Annotated in this window: 21 protein-coding genes; 5 read left to right on the top strand and 16 right to left on the bottom strand. The window is 60.1% G+C overall.

Going from position 1 to position 26,564, the window contains the following annotated elements; all coding sequences use genetic code 11:
• Positions 1–41 precede the first annotated feature (41 nt).
• Together C8D82_RS02200 and C8D82_RS02195 are read left to right on the top strand one after the other, a co-directional pair.
• Positions 42–611 carry a hypothetical protein gene (locus C8D82_RS02200; RefSeq protein ID WP_116882631.1) on the top strand — a complete coding sequence of 190 codons (570 nt, stop codon included), beginning with the start codon at positions 42–44 and terminating at the stop codon, positions 609–611.
• Positions 612–673: 62 nt separating this feature from the next.
• Positions 674–2,251, top strand: a complete 1,578-nt coding sequence (locus C8D82_RS02195; RefSeq protein WP_116882630.1) for a flotillin family protein — start codon at positions 674–676, stop codon at positions 2,249–2,251.
• A gap of 100 nt (positions 2,252–2,351) precedes the next feature.
• Here the strand turns inward: C8D82_RS02195 and C8D82_RS02190 are convergent, their stop codons facing one another.
• From C8D82_RS02190 to C8D82_RS02180, 3 genes are read right to left on the bottom strand one after another with little or no spacing between them, the layout of a single operon-like run.
• Positions 2,352–3,401 carry a DUF4434 domain-containing protein gene (locus C8D82_RS02190; protein ID WP_116882629.1) on the bottom strand — a complete coding sequence of 350 codons (1,050 nt, stop codon included), beginning with the start codon at positions 3,399–3,401 and terminating at the stop codon, positions 2,352–2,354.
• A gap of 35 nt (positions 3,402–3,436) precedes the next feature.
• On the bottom strand, positions 3,437–4,228 hold the full coding sequence (locus C8D82_RS02185) for a type II secretion system protein (RefSeq protein WP_116882628.1): 792 nt from the start codon (positions 4,226–4,228) through the stop codon (positions 3,437–3,439).
• Complete coding sequence (locus C8D82_RS02180; protein WP_133245020.1) at positions 4,215–6,656, bottom strand: alpha-amylase family protein; 2,442 nt, start codon at positions 6,654–6,656, stop codon at positions 4,215–4,217. The genes C8D82_RS02185 and C8D82_RS02180 overlap by 14 nt, the downstream gene beginning before the upstream one ends.
• Before the next feature lie 601 nt (positions 6,657–7,257).
• Between C8D82_RS02180 and C8D82_RS02175 the strand changes: the two genes are divergently transcribed.
• Both C8D82_RS02175 and C8D82_RS02170 read left to right on the top strand, forming a co-directional pair.
• Positions 7,258–8,259: a LacI family DNA-binding transcriptional regulator gene (locus tag C8D82_RS02175; protein ID WP_116882626.1), complete on the top strand. Its 1,002-nt coding sequence runs from the start codon at positions 7,258–7,260 to the stop codon at positions 8,257–8,259.
• Positions 8,260–8,394: 135 nt separating this feature from the next.
• Positions 8,395–10,221 (top strand): outer membrane protein assembly factor BamB family protein, encoded by a 1,827-nt coding sequence (locus C8D82_RS02170; RefSeq protein ID WP_116882625.1) that lies wholly within the window; start codon positions 8,395–8,397, stop codon positions 10,219–10,221.
• A gap of 1,050 nt (positions 10,222–11,271) precedes the next feature.
• Here C8D82_RS02170 and C8D82_RS02165 read toward each other — a convergent pair.
• The 13 genes from C8D82_RS02165 to C8D82_RS02105 form a co-directional block, all read right to left on the bottom strand.
• Entirely contained in the window at positions 11,272–12,096 is an 825-nt protein-coding gene (locus C8D82_RS02165; RefSeq protein WP_116882624.1) for an Mrp/NBP35 family ATP-binding protein, read from the bottom strand.
• A gap of 18 nt (positions 12,097–12,114) precedes the next feature.
• Positions 12,115–12,537 carry a NifB/NifX family molybdenum-iron cluster-binding protein gene (locus C8D82_RS02160; RefSeq protein WP_116882623.1) on the bottom strand — a complete coding sequence of 141 codons (423 nt, stop codon included), beginning with the start codon at positions 12,535–12,537 and terminating at the stop codon, positions 12,115–12,117.
• A 101-nt stretch (positions 12,538–12,638) separates the two neighbouring features.
• Positions 12,639–12,983: a ribosome hibernation-promoting factor, HPF/YfiA family gene (hpf, locus tag C8D82_RS02155; protein WP_116882622.1), complete on the bottom strand. Its 345-nt coding sequence runs from the start codon at positions 12,981–12,983 to the stop codon at positions 12,639–12,641.
• 71 nt (positions 12,984–13,054) lie between these two features.
• The gene (lptB, locus tag C8D82_RS02150; protein ID WP_116882621.1) at positions 13,055–13,798 is read right to left on the bottom strand and encodes an LPS export ABC transporter ATP-binding protein; all 744 of its coding nucleotides are present in this window, start codon (positions 13,796–13,798) and stop codon (positions 13,055–13,057) included.
• Between the two features lie 93 nt (positions 13,799–13,891).
• A complete protein-coding gene (locus C8D82_RS02145) occupies positions 13,892–16,477 on the bottom strand; it encodes an LptA/OstA family protein (RefSeq protein WP_133245019.1) in 2,586 nt (861 codons plus the stop codon).
• Positions 16,478–16,494: 17 nt separating this feature from the next.
• The gene (locus tag C8D82_RS02140) at positions 16,495–17,013 is read right to left on the bottom strand and encodes a KdsC family phosphatase (RefSeq protein WP_116882619.1); all 519 of its coding nucleotides are present in this window, start codon (positions 17,011–17,013) and stop codon (positions 16,495–16,497) included.
• On the bottom strand, positions 16,991–17,824 hold the full coding sequence (kdsA, locus tag C8D82_RS02135) for a 3-deoxy-8-phosphooctulonate synthase (RefSeq protein WP_116882618.1): 834 nt from the start codon (positions 17,822–17,824) through the stop codon (positions 16,991–16,993). The genes C8D82_RS02140 and kdsA overlap by 23 nt, the downstream gene beginning before the upstream one ends.
• Complete coding sequence (kdsB, locus tag C8D82_RS02130) at positions 17,814–18,569, bottom strand: 3-deoxy-manno-octulosonate cytidylyltransferase (protein WP_116882617.1); 756 nt, start codon at positions 18,567–18,569, stop codon at positions 17,814–17,816. Before kdsB ends, kdsA begins: the two co-directional genes overlap by 11 nt.
• Before the next feature lie 333 nt (positions 18,570–18,902).
• Positions 18,903–19,928, bottom strand: coding sequence for a bifunctional heptose 7-phosphate kinase/heptose 1-phosphate adenyltransferase (locus C8D82_RS02125; RefSeq protein ID WP_116882616.1), 1,026 nt, complete (start codon positions 19,926–19,928; stop codon positions 18,903–18,905).
• Positions 19,925–20,392, bottom strand: coding sequence for a hypothetical protein (locus tag C8D82_RS02120; RefSeq protein WP_116882615.1), 468 nt, complete (start codon positions 20,390–20,392; stop codon positions 19,925–19,927). The genes C8D82_RS02125 and C8D82_RS02120 overlap by 4 nt, the downstream gene beginning before the upstream one ends.
• 68 nt (positions 20,393–20,460) lie before the next feature.
• Entirely contained in the window at positions 20,461–21,150 is a 690-nt protein-coding gene (locus tag C8D82_RS02115; protein ID WP_116882614.1) for a zinc metallopeptidase, read from the bottom strand.
• A 32-nt stretch (positions 21,151–21,182) separates the two neighbouring features.
• Positions 21,183–21,998: an alpha/beta hydrolase gene (locus C8D82_RS02110; RefSeq protein WP_116882613.1), complete on the bottom strand. Its 816-nt coding sequence runs from the start codon at positions 21,996–21,998 to the stop codon at positions 21,183–21,185.
• An 18-nt stretch (positions 21,999–22,016) separates the two neighbouring features.
• Positions 22,017–24,389: an alpha-L-rhamnosidase-related protein gene (locus C8D82_RS02105; protein WP_165832776.1), complete on the bottom strand. Its 2,373-nt coding sequence runs from the start codon at positions 24,387–24,389 to the stop codon at positions 22,017–22,019.
• A gap of 466 nt (positions 24,390–24,855) precedes the next feature.
• Here C8D82_RS02105 and C8D82_RS02100 point away from each other — a divergent pair, with 466 nt between their 5' ends.
• Entirely contained in the window at positions 24,856–26,559 is a 1,704-nt protein-coding gene (locus C8D82_RS02100) for a glutamine--tRNA ligase/YqeY domain fusion protein (protein ID WP_116882611.1), read from the top strand.
• The last annotated feature ends 5 nt before the right edge of the window (positions 26,560–26,564 follow it).

The following is a 26,564-nucleotide window of genomic DNA, read 5'->3' as shown; positions in this document are numbered from 1 at the left end:
AGTGGGGTGCATTCAACTTTCAACGAATGGAGGGGGAACTGATGATCGAAAACATCGGTGAATTTCTTGCCAACAGCAGCAATATTTACCTGTTTCTCGCCATTTTCGGCAGCGTGATTTTCATTCTGCAATTCATCCTCAGCCTGGCCGGACTGCATGGCGAAACGGATTTCGATGCCGACTTTCAGGTCGATGCGCACGATGTATCGGACATTCACGGCCTGAACTTCTTCTCGATCAAAAGCATCGTCGCTTTCATCACCTTCTTCGGCTGGGCCGGCTATTTCTTCGCCGACCGCGGCTGGGGCGGGCTGGGCATCGCCTTCCTCTCCGGCGCCGTGATGATGGCGCTGACTTCGCTGGTGCTCTGGCTGCTGCTCAAGATGCAGCAGTCCGGCAATGTCAGCACGCAGGATATGATCGGCAGACGCGGCGTGGTCTACCTGACGCTTCCCGCCGAACGCGGTCCGGGCGGCCTTGTGACGGTCACCCTCCCCGACCGGACCCGGCAGATCAGCGCCCGCAGCGATGAAGAACTGAAAACGGGAACCGAAGTGGTGATCGAAAGCGATCTGGGCGGCGGCCTGTTCCTCGTCCGGCGCCTCGATTGAATCCATCCGATTTCACAACCTTTTTTTCCACAACCCAACAACCAAATAGGAGATAACCCAACATGATTATTGCCGTTCTTGGCGCTCTGGCAGCCTTTGTACTGCTGATGATCTTCATCTCGGTGGTCACCTGGTACCGCAAGTGTCCGTCCGACCGGATCATGATCATCTACGGTAAAACCGGCGGCAACCAGGCGGCGCGCTGCATCCACGGCGGCGCCAAATTCGTATGGCCGATCATTCAGGACTACGGCTACATTTCGCTGCGCCCGCTGCAGATTCCGGTGAACCTCGACAACGCCCTCTGCAAACAGAACATCCGCATCAACGTGCCGTCGATCTTCACCGTCGGCGTCAGCACCAGCCCGGAAATCATGGGCAACGCCGCCGAACGTCTGTTCGGCCAGACCCCGGAAGCGATCGCGGAGCTCGCCAAGGACATCATCTTCGGCCAGTTGCGCCTGGTCATCGCGTCGATGCTGATCGAAGAGATCAACGCCGACCGTGAAACCTTCCTGCGCGCCGTCGAAGCCAACGTGGCCGAAGAGCTCAAAAAGCTCGGCCTCGAACTCCTGAACGTGAACATCACCGACATCACCGACGAATCCGGCTACATCGCCGCGATCGGACAGCGCGCCGCCGCCGGAGCCATCAACAAGGCCCGCGTCGACGTGGCCGAAGAACAGCGCAAGGGAAGCATCGGTTCCGCCGAGGCCAAGAAGCTCGAACGCATCGCCGTGTCGCAGGCCGAAGCAGAAGCCGCGTCAGGCGAAGCGAACGCCGAGCGCGACCGCCGTATCGCGGTCAAGCACGCCGAAGCGACCGCCGCTTCCGGCGAAGCCGAAGCCGAGCGCGACCAGCGCATCGCGGTGAAAAAGGCCGAAGCAGAAGCCGCCGCCGGTGAAGCGAACGCCGAGCGCGACCGCCGTATCGCGGTCAAACAGGCGGATTCGACCGCAACGCAGGGTGAGAACGTCTCCATGATCGAAATCGCCCAGTCCAACGCGACCCGTCAGGAGCAGGAAGCCGAAGCCTACCGGCGCGCCGAAGCCGCCCGCAAAATCGCGGCCGCCCAGATCGAAAAGGCGCAGTTCGAAGCCGAGGCAGAAGCCCAGATCTCCCGCGCCAAGATGGAGATGGAGCGCCAGAATGCCGAAGTGATCGTCCCGGCCGAAATCAACAAGCGCCAGGTCGAAATCGCCGCCGACGCCGAAGCCGAAAAAATCCGCCGCGAGGCCAAAGGCGCCGCCGACGCGATCTACGCCAAGCTCGAAGCCCAGGCGCGAGGCAACTTTGAAATCCTCAAGGCCAAGGGCGAAGGCTACAAGGCGATCATCGAAGCCTGCGAAAACGACTCCAATGCGGCCAGCAAGATGCTGCTGATCGAAAAACTTCAGGAGATCGTATCGCTGCAGACCGAAGCGATCAAGGGCATCAAGATCGACAAGGTCACCGTCTGGGATGGCGGCAACAAGGGCGCGGACGGCAAGACCACGACCGCGAACTTCCTCTCCGGCATGCTGCAGAGCCTGCCTCCGCTGCACGACGTCGCCGGCATGGCCGGTCTCGACCTGCCCGATTATCTCGGCAAAGTCAAGACTGACAAGCGCGACGAACAGGCCGCCCCTGACGCAAAATAACCCGGCCGCCCCGGCACCGGGGATTTCGGTACAGCTCACAACGAACTGCACCGGAATTCCCGGTATTGGGAACTTGCACTCTGTATTGGTTGGCGTGTTGTCATTTTCGTCCGGCCAACACAGCCTCCCGGTATAAGGCGTAATTTTCGTAAAGTGTCGCAGCGCGCTCGCCACCGACTTTCACCGGATGATCCGGATGGTGCATCAATCCCGGATATTGGTAGATGATCTGTTTATCAACGAACGGCGCTGTCAGCTCCAATTGTGCCGCAATGCGTGACAACTCTGTTGGAATCAGCTCCTTGTGGCAATCAAACTCCCAAATTTCCAAATCGTTCCAAAGCCGGGTCCTTCCCCGGGCCCGCCGGTAGGAATTCCACGCATTGGGAGCATTCCACGCATTGTGAGCATATCGCAGTTCCTCGTACAGAAACGGCAGCCGCGCCAGACTGCGGAACCGGTCCGCACGCGCATACCGATTGAAAATATCCGGTTCGACTCCCAGTCCAACCGAGTCCTGATACGCAATGATGTCGACGTCGATATCCTGCAATATCGTTGCACACATGGATCGGTCCGCATTCGGTGCGATCAGAAACGGAGCTTCTGAAAGTTTCCGGACAGCCGGAACGATTTTCTGTAAAGCATCGCGCCCGGCAGGTGAGGACGGCGGATACTCATAAGTCCAATACCAGCCTGCAAAGCTCGGATGGGCCGCATAAAGTTCCTGAAGCTCCAGAAGCAACCGTTCCGCAAGCGTGATCGCCTCTGCCGTCCGGGTGGTCGGATCGGGCCAATACATCGAGTAAATCGCGTGAAAGACCTTCATGCCCAAGGCATCCGCCTCTTCGATGATTTCAGAATACAATCTCTCCTTTCCCCGCATCCAATCGGGATTCGGCCAATTCGCGCTCGGATAATACGCCCGGGTGTTTTCAACTCCCTCCCGGGCGTCCGTACCTTGTTGGAAGATCAGCGTATCAATCCCGATGGCAGCCATATCATGAAGCATCTGTCGCCAATGGTCCGGGGTAAGTGACCGCAACTGTTCTTGAAAGCGTCGACCCTCCTGGTCATCCCAATGATCCAATTGCAGGAAAGTGCCCGTGATAAGTCTGGTGCCGGCCGATGCGGAATGAATCTGCGACATAGAAAATTCCTTGTTATAAGTTGAAAAAAGCAGGATTACTTACTGTACCCGATCAGATAATAAGGATCCCATCTTTGAGTGATCCACAGTGTCTCATGAGGTTTTTTCCACATTGTCGTATGACCGTCCACCCAGAGAATCGGAGTGGCGCTGCTGTGGTATCCCGGACTGACGTTTTCGGGTATGTTCTTGATGAATGCGGAATAAGAAGGGGTATAGCTCATGTTCGATTCTGCCATGGTAATTATGCGTGAGGGATATTTCACCTGGGAAGTTTTGATCGGCGCCGTACGAGTCGGAGACTCCTGCAAGCCCAAGCCGAGGTACGCAATGTTATAACCGTAGGAGTTATAGGGGTAATTCCACACATCCCCTGGAGCGGTCAGCATATTGTTCAGGGCCGCGACGAAATCCGGCTGTGCCTGTGCCAGCATGATATCACAACGGAACAGCTTGGCCGACATATATCCGGAGCGGGTCATCTCGTATCCCCAGCTCCAGTTCCAGTAGTCCGAACTGCTTATCTCATATCTGAATCCCGGTATGAAGTAATCGTTATAATCTCCCTGATACAAGAGATGACCACTCGATATCTGCTTCAGATTGTTGAGACATTTCGCCGTTCTCGCCGCATTGCGCGCTTTGCCCAGAACCGGCATCAGCATTGACGCCAGAATCGCGATGATCGCGATCACAACGAGCAGCTCAATCAGCGTAAATCTTGCGATGGTCGGCCTTACATGGCGGTATGCGGGGGGCGTATCCGCTCTCCGTGAAATGAAGTGGACCAAGGAAGATAACGTGCGGAAACAGTTACTTTTTTTCATCGTCGATCCTTTCGAGTTTGGGGCGATACAACACCACCTTGCTTTCACCGATTTTTAATGTAAGCGCCAGTTTGCGTCCTTCCCCGATTTTACATCCCGACTCGGAACTGAAGAATTCCATATCCGCCGGAAATTCCACTTCCACCGGAGCGTCCAACCGATGAACGGCTAAGATGCCGTTTCCGGCGAATACCGCGTTGCCGGGACGCGATACCGGCAAAATCCCCGCTTCCCTGGCGGCATTGTAAAGCAGCTGCGGCGTCAGTCCGTCAACCGGGGCGGAATAGAAGAATGTTCCATATTTCGGAGAACGCTTCACTCCCGCCGCCGGTGCGCCGTTTTTCCAGCGGGCCAGTATTTTCGCCGAAGAATCGTCGAGACAATGGCGAAGGCGTTGCGTGTTGAAACGGACTTCCCCGGAACCGGGTATTGAAATCTCGCTCACGCCAAGTCGTCCCGTACACTTCTCCGTCAGGGGATCGTCAGCGTCCGGAATCCATTCCGCAACCTCGTTCCAACTCTCCTTCATCGGCCGAAGGCGTATCGGCAATTCAATGCTCTCCGAACTGTAACGGCCCGGATTGCCAGTCATAAGCACCACTTTGCCAGGCTGAAATGCCTGCCTTTTCAATGCGTTCCAATGGGCGGCCGTCATAGTGCTCGGAGATAAAATCACGTAGAGTTTATAGGTGCCGAGCCGCGGATCGCAGAGGTCATCAAGATGATACAGGTCGGGAGTCAGGCCACTCAATTGCCAGGCCGTGACTGCTGCATTTCCAGCAGTTTCCGTGCTGCTGATCCGTTCCCGCTCGTCCAGAAAAACCGCGACTTCCGCAGCCGGAACCGCATCGCGAAACCGTTGGCTCCAGCGAGCCGCGCGGACTACTTCCGCAATCACGGCCTCGGCCTGTCTGTCATGATACCAGCTTCCGTACATATCATAAAAATAGAAGCCGTCTCCGCCATACGCCAGAGACATTCCGGCGTCACGCAGCACCTGGGCGCGGAATTTTTCCGGGGTATCCGGTTCGCAGGCTCCGAACCACGATCCCGTTATCTGCGATCTCCAGGTGCGATGATCCAATTCCTGAACATAGATCAGATTCTGCATGTGCGCGGCGCCGATGCAGAAATTGGCACTGGCGCCGGGAAAACCGATCTGGCGTGCCGGCGCATAATTGCTCACTTGTGCGACAATATCGATTTCACCGTTTTTCGCCAATTCCGCAAGCGCCAACCGACCGGCCTGCGGCCATATCGCGCTGCTGTAAAAGGCCTGTACGACACAACGCCGTCCGAAATTCCGCTTGAGCTCTCCTGCGAATCGGCGAAGCATCCGCGCGGTACTGATGGAAATAAATTCACGGCAATCTCTGATTTTCAAACCGGTTCCGTTCCGCAGTCCGTTCAATGGTCGAGCGCGCCACTCCTCCGGAGTAAACACCGCCGCGTTCTCCAGCGTCACGCCACTGTCGCCCCAAGCCTGTTGCAAAGCCTCATCGGTTCCGTATTTTTCTTTCAGGTAGGCCTGAAGCGCCCGCCGGTGGGACGGGGAATAATCCGCATTGCCGCGTTCGCCGCCGTATTCCCACTGCACAAACTGATTGTCGTGTCCTCCGACAATGCAAAAGCCGATTACGATATTTCCCGCCGGAGATTTTTTCAGAAAATCAGTCAAGGCGCGCAAGCCGGTTGCGATATGTTCCTGAAATTCCGCCGAAGCATAAGAGACCGCCCAATGTTCCTGTTTCTGAGCGTCCGGCGACTCATGCTTCTTTCGGAATCCTCTGAATGCGCAGTCGAAACGCACTCCAAACTCGCCATGCTCGTTGGTGAAAATGCAGTTGGGATGTTCTTCCAGAAAACGGTCATCGGGATCACACTCCACCGACAGGATTACCCGGGCTTCCGGATTGTTGGCATGCATTCTTGCCAATTCCGTTTCCAGGCGGGAAAAATCGAATGTCCCGTCCGGCCTTCGGGCGGCGGGATCCCACGGCTTGCTCCAGAACAATGTCGTTCCGCTGACGTGCGACAGGATCAGATCGGCGCCGGCTCGCCGGAACACTTTGAAATCCGTTCGCCCCTTATAGGTGCAATAAGCGGTTTCCCGCCCGTCCACAATCAGGCGGGGACGTTTCCCGCCGCGCTCCACCCATGCCTCTGCCGGAGCAATCCGCGAAAGCTTCCGCAATGCCTCCGGCAGATCGGGAGCCGGATCCGGCGGATCGTAAATTCCGCTGAAATGCGGCATCTGACGATCCGGAAGCAGGGAGAGGCTTCGTATCTTTACGGCTGCCGGATTCCCGGCCAGTTTTACTTCGATCCGAATTTTTTCGGCATTCGCGACATAAGGAACCCGCCGGGTGAGTTCAGGGAGTTCGCCGCAGCGGGACAGCAATTGAGTCCGGAAATCCAACTCCGTCACCCGTTTCAGTTCCTTTCCCGATGCGTCCAGCAAAACCGCCTGCAGCGACAAGGCCGCGCCTGGAGTCCTTGATTCGACATAGGCCCTCAACCTGACTGCACTGCCTGTTTTCGGATGTACCGGATAAAGCGCGGAACGCCAGATTGAAATATCACGGGCACAGCTTGTTTCCAATCTCTGATTTCTGGCATCGTCGATCTCCAGGGCTTCGCAGGAAATGGCTAATATCAGGCAAACGGTACTCTTTCTCAGCATTGTTCCGATCCTGTAAGCAAAAAGCATGCTTCATTCTCCCGTAGTTGTAAAATATTCCCGTCTTTGAATATGTAACTGTTACATATAATTATATGCCGGCAGTTTCTATATTTCAAGTCCTTCACTCAAAAAAGTCCAAAATATTCGGAATCGTCAGGTCTTTCCGTTGTTTTTTGCCGGAAGCCGGACAGAAGAAGCAAAGAGGCGGTTGTAAATTCTCCGTGAGAAAGGTATAGTAGGAAATGAAATATCGGCTCTGGCGGTTGGAATCAGCGGAAACGGACTGGGCGAAAAATCCGATTTTTCATCCGTCGGAGTGAACCATTCAGATCAGGAAGCAATTTTTATGAATCCCTTCAAGCAGGCTAAAACCCGGGATATCGCTGAAGCGGCAGGAGTTTCAACCGCCACTGTCTCCAGAGTATTCAGCCGTCATCCTTATGTTTCAGAAGAGATCCGGCAAAAAGTGCTGGAGATTGCCAGAAAACTTCATTATGCACCGACCATTACAAGCTCGCGCTATCTCATCGGTGTGATGATGCGGAGCATCGATGAAGGAATTTTGTTCAATCCGTACCACAACCAACTGCTGCATCATGTGTCGCAGGAGCTTTTCCGCCGGGGATTCAACATCCGGATTTTCGGGGAAAATCAATTGCCATATCTTCACAAACATTCCTTCGCCGGTGTGATTCTGACCGACAGCACCGTCGCCGAAGAAATCCGGGAATCCGGGATTCCGGTGCTCCTGGTCAACCGGATTATACCGGGGATGCACTCAATCGTTACGGATCACCGCGAGGGAATCGCTCTCGCGGTACGCCATCTGCTGGAAAACGGCCATCGCCGGATCGGATTGCTGCGCCTGACGGACAATTGGGGAAGCAATGAACGTGAGAGCGGATTCCGCTCAGCCTTGAAACAGATGGGAGTTGAGCCGGATTCATCCCTGATCATCCAGTACAAGGAAGCCGATGATCCGGTACGGATCGTTCAACAGTTGTGGACGTTCCGGCCGACAGCGGTTATTGCGGAAGGTGAAACGGTGGGCGTTCCACTCAACTATGCCTTTTACCGCCTCGGAATCAAGGTGCCGGAAGAACTCTCCGTGATCACCTTTGAAGATCCGATGAACTCGCAATATATGACACCTCCCCAGACGACGGTTTTTCAGAATTTTGCCGTACTGGGACAGGCGGTGGCGGAAACCATCGCAGACCTGTGTGCTTCCGAATTCAGGTGGCCCAAAGTCCCGGAATGCCGTGTTCTGAACTGCAGTCAGCTGATTGAGCGAAAATCGGTGCGCAACATCCGCTCCGGCGTTCTCGCCGACAAAGGGAAAAGCTGAAATCGGAAATGTCATTGCAACTGCCGCATGAAACGATCTCCCGCTGAACCGTGTTTTTCCGGAAACAGCTTGACACCGGCGGGAAAACGTGGTAAATTTCAACTCAGTGTTCCATTCTAACAAGGTAGATTGAAAATGAAATTCCTGCTGCAGCCGGCTGTACTGCTCTATACCGCCTTTTCCCTGATCGGGGCGGAGTTGAAGGTCGCCATCCTCTCCGACATCCATGTCTCGCCCGGCAATCCCAATGAACAGCGGCTCCAACAGGCCATCGCCGAAATCAATGAGTCCGACGTCGATCAGGTGATCGTGACCGGCGACCTCTCCAACCGCGGCGCCACCGCCGAACTCACCCGCGTCAAAGAGCTGCTCGACCAGCTCAACAAGCCTTACCGGGCCCTCCCGGGCAACCATGAAACCAACTGGTCCGACAGCGGCGCGCTCGCTTTCGCCGAACTATTCAGATCCGAACGGTTCGCTTTCGAGCGGAACGGAGTGCTGCTGATCGGCTTCTCCACCGGTCCCTACCTGAAAATGGGCGACGGCCATGTCCGCGCCGAGGATATCGCGTTCCTGAAAGATACTCTCGCGGAACGCGCCGCCGATCAGAAGCCGGTCATCGTCTTCTGCCACTATCCGCTCGCGGATGAACTTTCCAACGGCGTCGAAGTCGCCGAGGTATTGGCTCCCTACCACGTGCTCGGCCTGGTCTGCGGACACACCCACGTCCAGTTCCGCCGGAACATCTACGGCATCGACAACATCGTCTGCCGGCCGCTGACCTCCAATGACGGCAAGACCTTCGGCTACAACTTCATCGTCTACGACAACGGCAAGCTCGAAGCGTGGGAAAAGCGGCTCGGCGACCCGGTGGAAAAGGATTTCAATGTGCGGCCGCCGCTCAAAAAGCCGGAAATCGTCTTCGGCGGCAACCTCCCGGTGGATGTCAGGGTTGAAACCATCTGGGAGGAGAGCGCCTCCATCTACACCGGCGCCGCCGTTCACGGCACTGAGCTGTTCTACGGAACCAGCAACGGGATGCTCGTCCGGCTGCTCACCACCAAACTGCAGAATCCCGCGGTGCGGCCGGTCCGCACCCTGGAGCTCGGCACACCATTCTACTCCACCCCGGTCTATGCGGACGACACCGTCATCATCGGTTCGTTGCAGCGGAAAATCCTCGGCATCGATCCCGGCACACTGAAAATCCGCTGGGAACTCCCCGCCAACGCGCCGGTCACCAATACCGGGATCTTCGCCGACGGTTCGGTTTTCATGGGACTCGGTTCCGGCAGCTTCGCCCGGCTTGAACCGCACTCCGGCAAGATCGTCTGGCAGACCGACGGCGGCTACGGCACTTTTCAGGGCGCTCCCGCCACCGACGGCAAAATCGTGGTGTTCGGTGCATGGGATACCCGCCTCTACGCTCTTGACGCCGTCAACGGCAAGCAGCTCTGGAAATGGAGCAGCGGTTCCACCCAGGTCCTGTTCTCCCCCGGCAACGTGGTTCCCGCCATCGCCGCCGGACAGGTGCTCTTCGTCGCCCCCGACCGCTACATGACCGCACTCGACGCCGCCACCGGCAAGCAGGTCTGGCGCACCAACCGCTTCAAGGTCCGCGAATCCTTCGGCCGCTCCGCCGACGGCAAAACCGTCTACGCCAAGACCATGGATGGACTCCTGATCGCCGTCGAAACCGGCAAACCGGAATTTACCCTGCGCTGGCAGTGCGACCTGAAATTCGGTTATGAACACGCACCCTGCCCCGTGCTGGAAGCGAACGGGGTCGTCTACGCAGGCAGCCGCTCCGGCGTGATCGCCGCCGTCGACGCCGCCACCGGCGCACTGCTCTGGACCTACAAAGTCGGCACCACGTCCGTCAACAGCTTCACCGCCGCTCCCAGCGGCGACGTTTACGCCACACTGCTCGAAGGAAAGATCGTCCGCATTTCCAGACAATAAGAGCTGATCCCTGAATAAGCCAACTCACCCTCTACGCGGCGCACAACAAGCGCGGGCGGCAAGGTGCCGCTGCCGGGTGCGCACGCCAATGCCCCTCCGGAGAGCGTGCGGGCAGCCAGAACAGGCAAGGCATCGGTCGGTCTGCATCACCATTTGCGCGGGCGGCAAGGTGCCGCTGCCGAGTGCGCACGCCAATGCCCCTCCGGGGGGCGTGCGGGCAGCCAGTACAGGCAAGGCATCGGGCGGTCTACATAACCACTTACACGGTACATAAATAAGGCTGCATCACCACTTACGCGGCGCACACAAGCGCGGGCGGCAAGGTGCCGCTGCCGAGTGCGCCCGCCAATGCCCCTCCGGGGGGCGTGCGGGCAGCCAGTACAGGCAAGGCATCGGTCGGTCTGCATCACCATTTGCGCGGGCGGCAAGGTGCCGCTGCCGGGTGCGCCCGCCAATGCCCCTCCGGGGGGCGTGCGGACAACCAGTACAGGCAAGGCATCGGTCGGTCTGCATGACCACTTAAGCGGCGCACAAATAAGGCAGTATAACCACTTACGCGGCGCACAACAAGCGCGGTCAGCGCCGCGAACGAATGTGAGGGAATTACTTGCCTCCGGCAAGTAACGAGGAACGGTAGTGACGAAGCCGAACGTAGTGAGCGAAGCCCCCCTGGCGTAGTGAGCGAAGCGAACGATGAAGGGTTGGCCGCCGTAGGCGGACAAGTAAGCGGCAAAGCCGCGCCCGCGAGCGGAAGTGCCTTGCAACCGGACCGGCCTCCGCCACCGGCGAGGGGGTCCGGGGGACGTGCGCGACGTCCCCCGGAGCCATCCGCAGGCCGAAGGCGCGGCGCTCACTACCCTCCGGGCACCCCGCCTGTTACTGTGCTCAAAAGTTGTTACCCTCAGGGCACCTTGCCTGTTCTTAATGCAATGACAAGCCAACCATAAAACTCACGTGCGATTTGAAAGCGGAGATGAATCTCCGCACTCCAAAGACGCTTCGCGTCGAAGGAACAAGCCCCCCCGCGACGCACTTCAAAGACGCTTCGCGTCACAGAACCGCTGACGCGACCCGCTCCATTTCCGAAGAGATAATGCGGCTGTCGGCAAGGCCGTCGACCAGATTGCCGGCGTCACACTGCTGCAAAAACACCGGTTCCAGCGGAAGCTGCGCCAGAAGCTGTACTCCGGCCGCCGCCGCGAGACGCGCGCCGCCGCCGGAGGAAAAGAGCTCGTGACGGTGCCCGCAATCCGGACAGACGAAGCCGGACATATTTTCGACGATTCCGGCCACCGGCACTTCGACCTGATTGCAGAAATCGAGACACTTGCGGCAATCCGCCAGCGCCACCTCCTGCGGGGTGGTCACGATCACCGCACACTTCGGGCAATCGATCAACTGACACGCCGAAAGCGATTCATCGCCGGTTCCCGGCGGGAAGTCGAGCACCAGATAGTCGAGTTCGCCCCACTCCACCTCTTCGAGCAGCTGCTTGATCACACCCATCTTGACCGGGCCGCGCCAGATCACCGCGCCGTCGGAATTATCCAGCAGCAGCCCGATCGAAACCAGTTTGATCCCGGCCACTTCCAGCGGCACCATTTTGTTGTCGGCGGTGCCGCTCATGCGCAGATGCGACACGTTGAACAGCGTCGGCTGCGAGGGACCGTGAAAATCCACGTCGAGCAACCCGACTTTCTTTCCCTGCTTCGCCAGCGTGACCGCGAGGGAAGCCGCCACGGTGCTTTTGCCGACACCGCCCTTGCCGGAAAGCACCAGCACCGCTTTTTTGACCGATTTCAGGATCGGTTCTTTTTCTTCGGAACAGCTGCCCTTCGAGGAACAGCTGCCGCAATTACCGGAACAACTACTCATTTTCCATCCCCCCTTTTTTCAATGCTTGCAGCCGCCGCCGCAGGAGTGGCCTTCACCATGTCCGTGACCGCCGCAGGTGTGGCCTTCGCCGTGCGCATGGTCGCCGTGGTGATGATTGCAGGTGAAATCCGTGCGAAACTCCAGCGTACCGTTCAGATAGCCGGACATCGCGCCTTCGACCTTGCCGGAAACTCCGGCGACCAGTTTGATCCCCTCGTCGGCCAGCGCCTTTTGCGCACCGGCGCCGATGCCGCCGCAGATCAGCAGATCCACGCCGTGATCCAACAGGAACTTCGCCAGAGCGCCGTGGCCTTCGCCTTCGGTGGAAACGGCCTGCTTGTTTTTGACGCTGCCGCTTTCGATTTCAAAAATCGTGAATTCGGGCGTATGCCCGAAATGCTGGAATACCTCTTCGTTCTCCGAAGCCACCGCGATAATCATTCTGTATCCTCCTTACCATCAAAGGAAACGGCCCGAATCAGGTTGACTCAGGCCATTTCCGCTGTTTGAATTAACTCCGGCACAAGGCCGGATACCATCTTTTACTCTTCGACGGCTTCCTCTTCCACTTCCGCCACTTCACGGAGCGGAGGCGCCTGATGGCTGCGGATCTTTTCGCGGATCGTCTTGAGCTGCGTATCGACCTTCGCCACACAGGCGTCGAACGACTTGTACAGATCGAAGTCCTCGACTTCCGCCGGAACCACGTGATACTTGCAGTTCACGACCAGAGTGGTTTTGAAACTGTTCTTCTGATAGTCCATCACCACTTTCGCGCTCGAAAAATCCAGCGCCTTGTCTTCCACCAGAGCCTGAATCCGGGATTCGACATATTCACGGATCGATGGAGTGATCTCAAACTGCCGACCGGTTACTGAAATTTTCATAGTCTTCTCTCCTTCTATTCACAAACCGGAATCTATTCCCGGTCCTGTTCCAAATTTTTCCCGCGCCGCCGTCACATTGAGAACTGCGGCCCGAGATAGATTTCGCGCGCCTGTTCGTCGTTGACCAGAAAATCGCTCGGTCCCTCGACCAGGATTTTTCCCTGGCACATCAGGTAGGCCCGGTCCACCACCGACAGCGTTTCACGCACGTTGTGGTCGGTAATCAGGATCCCCAGATTGCGCTGCTTCAGCTGCAGGATGATCTGCTGCACATCGTACACCGCCAGCGGGTCCACGCCGCTGAACGGTTCGTCCAGCATGATGAACGACGGATTCGTGACCAGCGCCCGGGTGATCTCCAGCCGGCGGCGTTCGCCGCCGGAGAGGGTCATCGCCTTCTGCCTGGCCAGCCGGGTCAGCTCCAGCTCGTCGAGCAGCTCCTTGCAGCGCTGCCGGCGCTCCGCCGCCGAAATCGCCAGCGTTTCGAGGATCGCCATGATATTCTCCTCGACGGTCAGCTTGCGGAAGATCGACGGCTCCTGCGCCAGATATCCCATGCCCATGCGGGCCCGCTTGTACATCGGCATATGCGTGATGTCCACATCGCGGAAAGTGATCTCGCCGGAATCCGGCCGGATCAGCCCCATCACCATATAGAAGCTGGTCGTTTTGCCCGCGCCGTTCGGACCGAGCAGGCCGACCACCTCGCCGGCCTTCACCGTGATCGAAACGTCGCTGACCACCCGGCGTCCATGATAGGTTTTCACCAGGTTGCGCGCACTGATCAGAACTTCCTGTTCGTTCGCTTCACTCATCGTTTTCTCAGTTTCCTCAAAAAATCGCCGCCGAGCGGCCTTGTGCCTGTTACTATTATACACGTGCTTTGCCGCCCGTCAAGCGGGAAATCACTAATTCGCCGGGAAATTTATGCCGTTGGAGAAATCGACCTGCGTTCCGCCGTCCACTTCCATGCGTTCGCTGTCCACATAGACGATGATCCGCTTGCCTTTCAGACGGCCGCCGGAAGCGCTCATCCACGGTTTCTCCCTGTCGTCGCCGGTCATGATGATCTTTTTATCGGCCACCACATAATCGGCCTTCTGGCCGCCGGCGCGCTGAACTTCACCGGTCTTGGTCCGCCGGGTCAGTTCCACATCCTTCAAGCAGAGAATGCGGGACAGTTCCAACCCTTCGGCCAATTCGATCCGCTCCGGCACTTCACTGCCGGACTCCTCCACCGCAAACCCGTCGTCATCCGGCGGCAGGTCGGGGGAATGGGGCTTGGCGGCGCTCTTTGCCGCCGTCTGCGCCGCCGCGGGGGCGCTCTTTTCGGCATAGACGAACATATCCTCGCACTTGAGCGTGCCCTGATCGTCCACCATCTCGACCTTTTCGTGAAACTCGGACTCGTTCTTGAGCATGTCGACGACCGCGTGCCCGGATTTCAGCGTCCGGGCGCTCTTCGAGTTGCCGAACATGCCGCTCAATGCGCCGGGGCGGGCCTCGGCCGACTTCTTCTCGGCGTCCGGGTCGGGCTGGTTCACCATCACCACGCGGCCGTCACACAGGATTTTGGTCAACTGGGTGCCGTTGGACTGGAACATCCCCGGCTCCACCACGGTTCCGGGCGGAAGCTCGCGGAAAAGCAGCGTCAGCTTGTCGGTTTTCAGGTCCATCCGGTCCTCCACCGCGTGAACGTTGCCGGTGCAGATCACCTTGCTCAGGAACTTGCTCTCCGAAGCGCCGCCCAGTTCATCCGCCTTTTTCGCGGGGTCCTTCTTCTCCGCCTTCGCGGCGCTCTCCCGGGGCATCATCACCAGCTCCATCCGGTCGCAGTCCAGAATCATGCGCGGATCGCGCACCTGTACATTGCCGGTGAATACCAGGCTGTTGCCGCCGTAATTGAGATCGCTTTCATCCGAGGTGATCACGGTCTGCGACGGCGCCTGCTCCTTCGCGCCTTCCGCCGGAGCGGAACAGAGCACGATTTTGCTCTCCTCCTTCGCGGCGAGCCGCTCCTCATTGATCCAGATCAGCAGCTCGCGCCCGCTCATCTCTTCCAGGCCGCGGGTCAGTTTCGGTTCGCCGCCGTACATCCGGACCGTGCGGTCCGCATAGTTGAAATCCGCGAACGACGCCTCCGCTTTCTGGTCGGGCATCAATTTACCCGCGTCATCCTTGCGGACCATTTTGACCCGCCCGGAGCACTTGATCTTGTCGAGTTCCCGCTTGCCGCCGGTGGTTCCGAAGTCCGGCAGACCGGAAAGCGAAGCGGTGTCGCCGACACTCTCCACGGCCGGTCCGCCGGCCAGCTCGCGCAGCGTCACGCGCATTTTGTCGCATTCCAGCGTCATGCGGGGTTCATCCACCTTCACATTGCCGATGAAATCGCTGTAGTTGTTGCGGTAATCCATCTGGGCGATATCGGAATTCACCTTCATCACGCCGGGCTTGTCGCCGGGATTCTCCGGCTCCTGGATCACCAGGATTTCGCAGTCGCCGGTCACGGTCGCGCGCTGCTCCTCGCGGAACATCACGATCCGCTGTCCCGTCAGCGACTCCTGTCCCCGGATCACCCGCGGGTTCTTCTTCTCTTCGCCGGTCAGCGTGACCGACGCGGTTTTCACGTCGTAGACCATGTGGTCGGCGAACGCCTTCTGGTCGCCCTCCTTCGCCTCTTCGGCGGTGAGCTTGCGCGACACGACCACGTTGCCGTCGCACAGAATCCGCGACACCCCTTCGAGGGTGTCCTCGGCGTTGACCGGTGCGGTGCGGTTCGCCCCGGCCAGCTCCTGATCGCTCCTGCGGTCGATGAAAATGGTCATCCGGTCGCAATCCACGCCGGAGTTCTCCTCATCCACGCGCACATTGCCGATCAGCAGGATCTGGTTGTTGTTCATATCGATCAGCATCGAATCGCTGGTCGCGGTCATGTACTCGTATTTCGGCGGGAGCTTTGCTCCGGCTTCGAAGAGCTTGCGCGGGTCGCTGCCGCCCATGCGCAGCACGATGCGCACATCGGACTTCACCAGAATCGTCTTTTTGTCGAGGTCAGCCTCGAAGCCGACGCCATCAAGGTCGATCACCGGGGAGCGGAAATAGACCGGTTCGCCGCCGGCCGCCATCTTCGTCTCCTGTTCGATATCGGCGCGCGGAGTGAACATCACGCCCTCGCTGTAAAGCCGCCCCTTCCAGAAATTGAAAATCTCCGGCAGCTTCGCCCCCAGCGGGTAGAACTTCACCCCCCAGCCGTCTTTGATCTCATCCACATCGGCGGTGCGGCGCACCAGATCGAGCACCACGTTCTGCCCGACCACCAGCTTGCCCTGCCGCTCCGCCTTGTCGCAGAACACCATCGACTGCAGCACCTGTTTGTTGTACAAGGGCAGTTTCGCGTTGGTCAGGATCAGCCCGCGCAGGTCTTCGAGATCCCCGGCCGCCTGTATCGAAACGGCGGCGCCGGTCAGCAGCGCCGCCCATAATTGCTTGTTCATCCTTACCTCCCGGCCGTTCAACGGCGGTAACGTTCCATCACGGAATCCAGTTTTTCCTGCTCGATCAGCAGCCGCCGAATCGCTTCGTACACCGCGCCGTGTCCGCCCGGAAGCTGCGTGCGGAAGTCCGCCGCCTCGTCCAGCTCCGGCACCGCGTCGGCCACCGCCACCGCCACCCCGGCCCGCCGCAGGACCGGCAGGTCGATCACATCGTCCCCGATATAGAGACACTCTTCCGGCCGCAGTCCATGCTCTGCGAGCAGCCGCTCGAAACCTTCGAGCTTGTCTTTGCAGTTCTCATAGATGAACGACAGCCCCAGCTCGGCGGCGCGTTTGCGGTTCGCTTCGGAGCCGCGCCCGGAGAGCAGCCCGACTTTCAGCCCGGCCCGCATCGCCAGCTTCATCCAGTGGCCGTCGCGCATGTTGAAGAATTTGATCTCCTCCGCCGCGCCGTAACCGGCCCGGCCGTCGGTCAGGACGCCGTCGACGTCCAGCACCACGGCTCTGATCCGTTTAAATGTTTCCGACGAGATCATGAATTGCTTTCACCTTGGTCAGAATTTCACGTATTTGCCTGAAGTCCAGAGAATTCGGTCCATCCGACCACGCTTCGTCCGGACGCGGATGCACCTCGGTGAAGAGCACGTCGATCCCCACCGCCGCCGCCGCGCGCGCCAGCGGGTACACAAATTCGCGGCGCCCCCCGGAGGCATTGCCGAGCCCGCCGGGCAGCTGCACCGAATGGGTTGCATCGAACACCACCGGCACGCCGAACGAACGCATCGTCATCAACGAACGCATGTCCACCACCAGATTATGGTAGCCGAAAGTGGTGCCGCGCTCGGTCAGCATCACCCGGTCGTTGCCGGTCGAGCGGACCTTCTCCACCGCGCCGAGCATATCCTCGGGGGCCATGAACTGCCCCTTCTTGATATTGACCGCGCGGCCGCTCTCGCCCGCCGCGTGCAGCAGATCGGTCTGGCGGCACAGGAACGCCGGAATCTGCAGCACATCCGCGACCTCCGCCACGCGCGGCACCTCCTCGTGCTCATGCACGTCGGTGATCACAGGCACATCGAACCGCCTCTTCACCTCCGCCAGCATTTCAAGGCCGCGCTCCATGCCGGGACCGCGCTTCGAATCGTTGCTGGTGCGGTTCGCCTTGTCGTAGGAAGCCTTGAAGATATACTGCACATTCAGCTCGGCAGTCAGGTTCTTCAGGAACTCCGCAGTTTCGAGGCAGACTTCCAGCGTCTCGGCCATGCAGGGGCCCGCGATCAGGGTCAGACGGCCGTCGCCGATCGTCAATGGCCCGCACTGAATCGGATTGACCGGTTTAATTTCCATTTTCCATCATCTCCCGCAGTTTGCGTTCCGCCCGTTCCAGGTCGGCGGGCGTGTCCACGCCGATGCTTTCGAGGTCGGAAACATGCACGTAAATCCTTATGCCGTTCTCCAGCGCCCGCAGCTGTTCGAGCTTTTCGCAGTTTTCCAGCACGCCCGGCGGCAGCTTCACGAACTTCTCCAGCGCGCTGCGCCGGTACGCGTAGATGCCCCAGTGCAAATAGACCTGCGCCGGAACGCCCCCGGCACGGCAGAACGGAATCATCGAACGGCTGAAGTAGAGCGCGAACTTGTCCGCCCCGAACACCACTTTCACATTGTTCTCGGTCATCGTTTCGCGGTTGCCGGGCACCGCGACCGTCGCCATCTCAAGCGTCGGATCGGACTTCATGATATCGATCAATTCATCGATCACCGAAGTCGGAATCAACGGCTCATCCCCCTGCACGTTGATGATAATGTCGATATCCTCGCCGGAACGGCGCACCGCCTCCGCGATCCGGTCGGTTCCGGAGGGATGGTCCACCGCCGTCATCACCGCCCGGCCGCCGAAAGACTCCACCGCATCCCGGATCAGCTCATGATCGGTGGCGACCAGCACCAGATCCGCCTGCGACGCGGTCGCCTTTTCGACCACATGCTGCACCATCGGCCTGCCGCACAGCGGCGCCAGCGCCTTTGCCGGAAAACGCGTACTCGCATAGCGTGACGGAATAATCACCGCCACCGTCTCTTTTTTCTTATTCATAAGTGCCTCTTCACCTCATTATTTCCTTACCGATTCCGCCGGCGCGACTGCGGTGCGGAGTTGGCCATACATTTCGTTCCGGGACGCCCCTCGCCCGGCGGCTCCGCTTGTTGCCGTTTTTCCCAAAATCGCTCTGCTCTTTGGGAAAACCGGGCGCTCCGCCGATGCGGTACTGTTGCAATGCGGTTTGCCTTCGCAAACCTTACATTTCGCTGCGCTCCGGACCCGCGCCTGCGCGGTCACAGCGACCGGCGCAATTCGCGCGCGGACTGCGACCGGCAACGTGCCGATGCGGGTCGGCCGCTTCGCGGCCTTTATTTTATTTTAATTTTTTTATTTTTTTTCGCAGCACAACAGCGCCTGTTTCAGCTCCTCGAACAGCACCGGCACCGTGCCCACTTTCGCAACCACCACGCCTGCCGCCCGGTTCGCCAGCTCCGCCGCTTCCACCGGTGTCGCTCCCGAAACCAGCGACAACGCGAACGTCGCGGTCACCGTATCGCCCGCACCCGACACGTCGAACACCTCCCGCGCCCGCGTCGGAATCACCTGCGGCTCCGGATGTCTCCGGTCGTAAAGCGCCATTCCCTGCGCCGCCAGCGAAATCAGCAGATGCTCCGGCTCCCAGGCGTTCAACAGCTCCGCGGCAACCGCGGTCAGCTCCCGGTCCTGCGCCGGAGCCACCGTCCCGCCGCTCCGGTCCGGCCTTCCCGCCAGCGCGAACGCCTCCAGCCGGTTCGGTTTGATCACCGTGATCCCCCTGACCGGACGCATGCTGTTCGGCTTCGGATCCAGCGCCGTGACCACCCCGGCCTTTTTCGCCTCGACGATAATCTCCTCAAGCATCCACTCCGCCAGCATGCCTTTGTTGTAATCTTCGAAGATCACCGCATCCAGCTCCCGCTTGCGGATCAGGTCGATGATCCCGTCCACCAGCTTGCGGCGCAGTCCGTCGTCCGCGCTGAAAGTATCCTCGTAATCTTCGCGGAACAACTGCTGGCCGCCCGCGATCACCCGCTTTTTCTCCGTGGTCCGGCGGTTCGCGTCGCGCAGCACCGCCGCCGCATCGATCCGGTACTCCCCCAGCGCCTGAATCACCTCGTCGCCGGTCGGATCGGCCCCGACCATCCCGAAACCGAAGGATTTCGCCCCCAGCGTCGCGACGTTGCGCATCACATTCGCCGCGCCGCCGAGACAGCTCGTGCGCCGCTCGACATTGACCACCGGCACCGGCGCTTCCGGCGAAATCCGGGTCACCTTGCCCCACAGATACACATCCAGCATCACATCGCCCAGTACCGCGATGCGCTTGCCGGAAAATCCACTGATGACCGCTTCCAGACGTGAAATATCGTTCATTGCTTCGCCGCAGAGGCCTCCAACAAGGAATCCATGTAAATCGACGTATCCAGCTTCCGTTCCGAACAGAAGCTCCTGCCTTCCCGCAGCCGGGCCAGGAAATAAGTGATGTCCCGCACCGTGGCCTGAAGTTCGGAAATCTCGGAGCTTGTGAGCTTCGGCGCTTCGGTCCGCAGGTAATTCGCCAGCAGATTCAGGTCCCAGCGCAGCAGCCGCGCCTCCAGCTCCGCCGCCTCCTGGGCCGGTTTCACGTTGTTCGCCAGGCTGCGCGCCCCGTCGAACGACTCCAGCAGCTGAAGCCGCCTCACCTCGAGCGCCATCGCATTCTCCTTATGCAGATACGCCGGAATGCTGACCGCCAGCGCCACCTCGCAGAAAATGATCGCGAAAAAAATCGCCACCGCCAGCATCGCGACGTAATCGCGCTTGAATTTCGCGGAATATCTCAACTGTTCTTTTGCCACACGAGCCATCCTTCCCTTATCCCGGAACAATCAGTTCAGGGACAATATACATCCTCAAGCGCCCTTTTTCAATCCCGCCGGCTGAATACCCCGAGCCGGTAAAGGTAATAAAGCAGCGTCAGCAGCGCGCTGACCGCCGAAGCCACGTAGGTCAGGAACGCCGCGTTCAACACCTCGGCCGCCGCCCGCTCCTCATGGGGCGTCACGATCCCGGCCTCCACCATCAGCAGCTTCGCCCGGCGGCTCGCGTCATATTCGACCGGCAGCGTGACCAGCGTGAACAGCACCGCCATCGAAAACAGGATCACCCCGAGCCAGATCATCCCCGGCGCCGCCAGAATGAATCCCAGCACCATCAGAATATAGGAGACCGGGCTGGAGAAATTCACCACCGGCACCAGCGCGCTGCGCATCCCGAGCGGCCCGTAGCTGGTCGCATGCTGGATCGCGTGGCCCGCCTCATGGCAGGCCACCCCGATCGCGGCGATCGAATTGGAACCGTACACCGACGGAGACAGCCGCAGCACCCGGTTCGCCGGATCGTAGTGGTCGGAGAGGAAACCGCCGACCTCTTCGATCCGGACGTCGCGGATTCCGGCGTCGGCCAGCAGCCGGGCCGCCGCCTGCGCCCCGGTCATCCCCGCCGCCGTCGTCACCTCCGAATAACGGTCGAAGGTCGTCTTGGTCTTGCAGCTCGCCCATGCCGCCAGCAGCAGGCCCGGCAGCAGAAACAGGAAATAGACAGGATCAAAGTACATAAAACCTCCTCACGTTTCTGAAAAAAATCCGGTTACTTCCCCGCAGTGAACTTGCAGTTCACGGTCAGGAATTTCGCGGCCAGCTCCGGCCACACCGCGATGTCCGGGTAATCCAGCCCGAGGCCGACGCCATGCGGCGCATGCGGGAACACATGCAACGCACAGGTCACGCCCGCCTTCCACATCGCCTGCGCAAAACGGATCGAGTTTTCCACATTCACCGCGCCGTCGTCCGCGGTGTGCCACAGAAACGCCGGCGGATCATCCGGCGAAACGCGCTTGTCCAGATCCAACTTCGCCGCTTCCGGCGTATTGATTTTGTCGCCGAGCAGGTTTTCGCCGCTGCCGCGGTGGGCGATGCCGTCGGTCAGGTTGATCACCGGATAACACGGGATGATCGCATCCGGGCGGCACGGGAAGTTGTCCACCTCGTCCCCCGCGTCCGCGTCGATCTCCCGGTACAGCGTTCCGGTCGAGGCGCACAGATGTCCGCCCGCCGAAAAGCCGAGCGTCGCGATCTGGTTCGGATTCACGCCCCACTCCTGCGCCCGGCTGCGGATGAGCCGGATCGCCCGGAACGCATCCCGCTGCGGCGCGGGGAAGCGGTACGGCGCGACCCGGTACTGCACCACGAACGCGTGGAAGCCGAGCTCATTGAATTTGAGTGCGATCGGTTCGCCTTCATGCGGCGCCCGGCAGGAGTAGCCGCCGCCGGGGAACACCACGACCGCGCCGCGCGGTTTATCGCTTTTTTCCAGAAGATAGGTTTGAATACACGGATCGAAATCATCCTTCGGGTTGCCGGTGCCGGCCGATTCGATCTTGCTCCAGAGCGGAAATACATCCATACTACATGTCCTCGTCAGTTACGGTTGAAATTCAATTTGATCCGCGCCGCCGCCGAGCGCAAAGCTCCGGCCGTCCGGCGCGATAAACCTTCCCGTCACGCCCGCCGGCAGCACGACCCGGGCCGAATGCGCATCGCACTCGACCTCGATCATCCCCGCCGGGTGGCACACTTTCCCGCGCACGAACGGCAGCGGGCCGGACTGCGGCCGCACCTCGACCTGCCGGAATCCCGCTCCCGCCGGGCGCACCCCCAGCAGCGAAGTCAGGAAGTGCCAGATCGGATGGGCGCTCCATGCGTGACAGTCGGAGCGCGACGGCTCCGGCGCCTCCAGCATGGTTTTCAGCCCGAGCGTGTTCATATCGAAGAAAATCTTCAGCCGCTCGACCAGCAGATCCGGGCGGTTGAACTCGCGGTACACCTCAAACAGATAAAACGTGAAGTAGACCGTCGCCTCCGTCAGGTCGCGGCGGCGGAACAGCGTCGCCGCGCACCGCTCACGGATCTCCTCCGGCAGCGCATGGGAAAGCAGCGCGAACACCTGCGCATGCTCCGAAAACGCATCGCCGGCAAGCGAATCCGCGAACAGCCCCGCATCGGGCCGCCAGAAAGCGCGCACGAACCGCTCCGACTGCTCCGCCAGCCGCCGCCGGTAATGGGCCGCCAGCTCCGGGGCCTCCATCAACTCGCACAGTTCACGCGTCATCTCCAGCGTATAGAGATACTGCGCATTCAGCACGCCGGAAACGCCGAACTCCCCGTCGGGCGGCACGCCCCACTTCCAGCCCGGCCAGTCCACAAAGTTCCAGCTGCGGTTGATTTCCAGCAGGCCGTCGCGGTTCAGCCACCGTTCAAAGGCGTCCGTTCCGCGCCGCGCCGCCGGGAAAAGCTCCCGCGCCAACGCTCCGCCGCGCCACTTCGCCCAGTCGAGCACCATCCCGACAAAGTACGGGGTGAAAGTCGGAATCACCTGCGTGACCCGCGACGGATAGCGCGACTGCACCAGCCCGGATTCCAGCTGGCTGGAGGCGAAAAGCCGCAACGCTTTGCGCACCAGCCGGTCGTCCGGCGTCGCGGCCAGCGTGACCAGCGCCTGAATCCGGGTATCGCCGACATACTGCAGCTGCTCGTAGAACGGGCAATCCATAAAGGTATCGTGCGAACACATTTCCAAAGTCCGGCAAGCCAGGCGGAAACACTCCGCGAACCGGTCGTCCCCGCACTCGAAAGCAGCGGCAAACTCCACCGGATAGCGGCTTTCGCGCAGGCTGAAACGGTCGATCACCAGCGGTTCCGCCCCGGTCCGCACCTCGATTGAAACGAACCGCCCCGCCCGGTAGTGAAGCGTGAACAATTCCGCGCCCAGCCGCCCGTCCATGCGGAAACGGTCGTAAATGCCGTGGAAATACCGCCCCCGCCACTCCCGGCGGTCGTCTTTGCGCCCGGACGGCTCGTCGGTGACCGCCAGCGCCTCGCACCAGCCGACCGCCAGCTCGGAACCGGCGCCGCCGGAAACGGTCAGCTCCGGACAGCCGCAGTAATAATCATCCAGTTCAAGCAGCACCCGCAGACTGCAATGCGGCGGCACGCGCATATTTCCCTGCTTCAGCCCCCTCTCCCACTCCGCCGCGCGCTCCGAATCGCCGCCGTCCGCGGGAAGCCGTCGCCCTTCGCTGGGGCTTACGCACACCACGCGCCAGCCGCCGACCGGAGCTGCCGCCATCTCCGGCAGGGCCGCCGGTTCCAGCAGCGGAACCGGCCGGTACTCGTTGCGCATTCCGGCATTGCTCCCCGATTCGCCTTCGACGACCGGCCCGAACGCGACTCCTTCGCCGCGCTCCGCCCCCTCCGGCCATCCGGCAAGGTCGAACACCAACTCCTGCCCCACACTCCCGGCGCCATAGAGCACATTCCTCCCGGCGATCCCGGCAATTCCTGCGGCGCGCCAGTTGGCGGCGCAACTGTTCAGCCGCGCTCCGGCCGCGCCCTCCGCCGCCAGCAGCAGCCCGTGGGCGAACTCCATCCGGGAAAACGGCCCCGAACCGCCGAAGCTCGTCACCAGCACCGTCAGCCGGTGCGCTCCCGCTCCGGCCTCCCAGTCGAACGTATCGAAAAAGGTATGGTTCCGGTCCCCCTGCTCCGGCCCGGAGGCCACATAAACACCGTCGATCCAGAACCGGTAAACCGCGTCGGCCGCCAGATGCAGCCGCACCGTCTCCTGCCGTTCCATCTCAATGTCACACCGGAACAGGGTCGCACGCATTCCTGCCGCCTCACCTTCTGCCGGAGCAATCCATTTCGCGGGCCATACACCCCACTCCGGCCACGCCGCCCCGGGCCGTCTTTCCCGGAACGGCTGTTCCGGAATCAAAATCCGCCTGACCATGTTCATCGGTTCCGCTGCTCCATTTCCTGTGCCTGTGAATTTCCGCCAGTAAAAATACATCCTCCCCTCTTATTATTCAAGAGGATTTCGGGAAAGAGTTGTTCTCCTTTCCTGTCGCCGCGTGTCATAAGGAAACTTGCACACGGTGTTAAATAATTTATTTTTATGATAAACTTGATTCAGTCAACTTTTCAGGCTATATTGAAAACAGCAGACTGATGATGTTGATGCTGTTGCGAACCTGACGGAATCGACAGTCCGTACGTACCCGGCCCCCCCCACACCTCCCGCCGGCTCCGTTCGGCCGGTTGAAACGGTCAGGTTCGCTTTTTTCTCCCGCCGGAGTACGGAAATTGTCGCGGTTCTATTTTTTCCTTCAAGAATATCCCGGTCCCGATTTGGCAAACCGCACTTATGATGGTATATTTTTTCAAAAATATCGTGCAACTGATTTACGGAGTTTGATTTTATCATGGCTGAAACTACTGAAAACAACGCGGCGCCGCTGGATTTCATCCGCGAGATGGTCGCGGCGGATATGAAAAGCGGCAAATACAACGGCAAGGTCGTCACCCGCTTCCCGCCGGAACCCAACGGCTATCTGCATATCGGCCACGCCAAGGCGATCTGCCTGGATTTCGGCATCGCGGCGGAAAACAACGGCGTCTGCCACCTGCGCTTCGACGACACCAATCCGACCAAGGAGGACACCGAGTACGAGGAGTCCATCCAGAACGACGTGCGCTGGCTGGGCTTCGACTTCGGCAAACATCTTTACTATGCCAGCGACTACTTCGAGCGGATGTACGAGTGCGCGGTCGAGCTGATCAAACGCGGCAAAGCCTACGTATGCGACCTCTCCGCCGAGGAGTGGGACGAATACCGCGGCGACCTCGCCAATCCCGGCAAGGAGTCGCCCGGCCGCAAACGCTCCGTCGAGGAGAACCTCGACCTTTTCGCCCGGATGCGCGCCGGGGAATTCGAAGACGGCGCCAAGGTGCTGCGCGCCCGGATCGACATGGCTTCGCCCAACATCAACATGCGCGACCCGGTGATCTACCGCATCCGCCGCGCCCACCACTTCCGCCACGGCGACAAATGGTGCATCTACCCGATGTACGACTACGCGCACCCGCTGGAGGATGCGTTCGAAGGAGTCACGCACTCGCTCTGCACGCTGGAGTTTGAAATCCACCGGCCGCTTTACGACTGGGTGCTCGACTCGCTCGGCTACAAATTCCCGGACCGGCCGCAGCAGACCGAATTCTCGCGGCTGAACCTGACCTACACGGTGATGAGCAAGCGCAAACTGCTGCAGCTGGTCAAGGAGAATCATGTGCACGGCTGGGACGACCCGCGCATGCCCACGTTGTCCGGCATGCGCCGCCGCGGCATTCCGGCCTCCGCGATCCGCCGCCTGTGCAAGATGGTCGGCGTGACCAAATTCGACGGCCTGACCGACGTGGCGGTGCTGGAATACTGCGTCCGCGAAGAGCTGAACTCCTCCGCTCCCCGTTTCCTCGCGGTGCTCGACCCGCTCAAGGTGACCATCACCAATTTCCCGGAGGAGGGAGTGGAGCCGCTCGACGCGGTCAACAATCCAGAAGACCCGGCGGCGGGCTGCCGCAAGCTGGCTTTCACACGCGAACTTTATATTGAAAAGAGCGACTTCATGATGGAACCGCCCAAGGGCTATTTCCGCCTCGCTCCCGGCAAAGAGGTCCGTCTCCGTTACGGCTACTTCATCAAGTGCGAAGAGGTCGTCACCGATGCGGCGGGCAACGTGATCGAGCTGAAATGCAGCTTCGATCCGGCCACCCGCGGCGGCAGCGCGCCGGACGGCCGCAAGGTCAAGGGAACGATCCACTGGGTTTCCGCTTCCGAATCGGTTCCGGCAGAGGTCCGGCTCTATGACCGGCTGTTCAGCGTCGAACAGCCCGGCGCCGACGGAGTTGACTTCCTGACCCAGCTCAATGCGGATTCGCTGAAGGTCGTGACCGGCCGGCTCGAACCGGAACTGGCCAAGCTCGCCTCCGGCAGCACGGTGCAGTTCGAGCGGCTCGGCTACTTCACCGTCGACCCGGACAGCGCCCCCGGCAAGCCGGTTTTCAACCGCACGGTGACGCTGAAGGATTCGTGGGGCAACAAACTGAACGCCGCCAAAAACGGAAAGTGACCGCC

This window comes from Victivallis vadensis (genome assembly GCF_003096415.1).
In the GTDB taxonomy this organism is placed as follows: domain Bacteria; phylum Verrucomicrobiota; class Lentisphaeria; order Victivallales; family Victivallaceae; genus Victivallis; species Victivallis vadensis.
The sequence above is the reverse complement of the archived record's forward strand: the minus strand, read 5'-3'. Positions and strand labels throughout refer to the sequence as shown.

What these genes read in the sequence shown, in the direction of transcription:
- C8D82_RS02200 (WP_116882631.1), top strand. Translation starts at nt 42, where the DNA reads ATGATCGAAAACATCGGTGAATTTCTTGCCAACAGCAGCAATATTTAC.
- C8D82_RS02195 (WP_116882630.1), top strand. Translation starts at nt 674, where the DNA reads ATGATTATTGCCGTTCTTGGCGCTCTGGCAGCCTTTGTACTGCTGATG.
- C8D82_RS02190 (WP_116882629.1), bottom strand. Translation starts at nt 3,401, where the DNA reads ATGTCGCAGATTCATTCCGCATCGGCCGGCACCAGACTTATCACGGGC.
- C8D82_RS02185 (WP_116882628.1), bottom strand. Translation starts at nt 4,228, where the DNA reads ATGAAAAAAAGTAACTGTTTCCGCACGTTATCTTCCTTGGTCCACTTC.
- C8D82_RS02175 (WP_116882626.1), top strand. Translation starts at nt 7,258, where the DNA reads ATGAATCCCTTCAAGCAGGCTAAAACCCGGGATATCGCTGAAGCGGCA.
- C8D82_RS02170 (WP_116882625.1), top strand. Translation starts at nt 8,395, where the DNA reads ATGAAATTCCTGCTGCAGCCGGCTGTACTGCTCTATACCGCCTTTTCC.
- C8D82_RS02165 (WP_116882624.1), bottom strand. Translation starts at nt 12,096, where the DNA reads ATGAGTAGTTGTTCCGGTAATTGCGGCAGCTGTTCCTCGAAGGGCAGC.
- C8D82_RS02160 (WP_116882623.1), bottom strand. Translation starts at nt 12,537, where the DNA reads ATGATTATCGCGGTGGCTTCGGAGAACGAAGAGGTATTCCAGCATTTC.
- hpf (WP_116882622.1), bottom strand. Translation starts at nt 12,983, where the DNA reads ATGAAAATTTCAGTAACCGGTCGGCAGTTTGAGATCACTCCATCGATC.
- lptB (WP_116882621.1), bottom strand. Translation starts at nt 13,798, where the DNA reads ATGAGTGAAGCGAACGAACAGGAAGTTCTGATCAGTGCGCGCAACCTG.
- C8D82_RS02145 (WP_133245019.1), bottom strand. Translation starts at nt 16,477, where the DNA reads ATGAACAAGCAATTATGGGCGGCGCTGCTGACCGGCGCCGCCGTTTCG.
- C8D82_RS02140 (WP_116882619.1), bottom strand. Translation starts at nt 17,013, where the DNA reads ATGATCTCGTCGGAAACATTTAAACGGATCAGAGCCGTGGTGCTGGAC.
- kdsA (WP_116882618.1), bottom strand. Translation starts at nt 17,824, where the DNA reads ATGGAAATTAAACCGGTCAATCCGATTCAGTGCGGGCCATTGACGATC.
- kdsB (WP_116882617.1), bottom strand. Translation starts at nt 18,569, where the DNA reads ATGAATAAGAAAAAAGAGACGGTGGCGGTGATTATTCCGTCACGCTAT.
- C8D82_RS02125 (WP_116882616.1), bottom strand. Translation starts at nt 19,928, where the DNA reads ATGAACGATATTTCACGTCTGGAAGCGGTCATCAGTGGATTTTCCGGC.
- C8D82_RS02115 (WP_116882614.1), bottom strand. Translation starts at nt 21,150, where the DNA reads ATGTACTTTGATCCTGTCTATTTCCTGTTTCTGCTGCCGGGCCTGCTG.
- C8D82_RS02110 (WP_116882613.1), bottom strand. Translation starts at nt 21,998, where the DNA reads ATGGATGTATTTCCGCTCTGGAGCAAGATCGAATCGGCCGGCACCGGC.
- C8D82_RS02105 (WP_165832776.1), bottom strand. Translation starts at nt 24,389, where the DNA reads ATGAACATGGTCAGGCGGATTTTGATTCCGGAACAGCCGTTCCGGGAA.
- C8D82_RS02100 (WP_116882611.1), top strand. Translation starts at nt 24,856, where the DNA reads ATGGCTGAAACTACTGAAAACAACGCGGCGCCGCTGGATTTCATCCGC.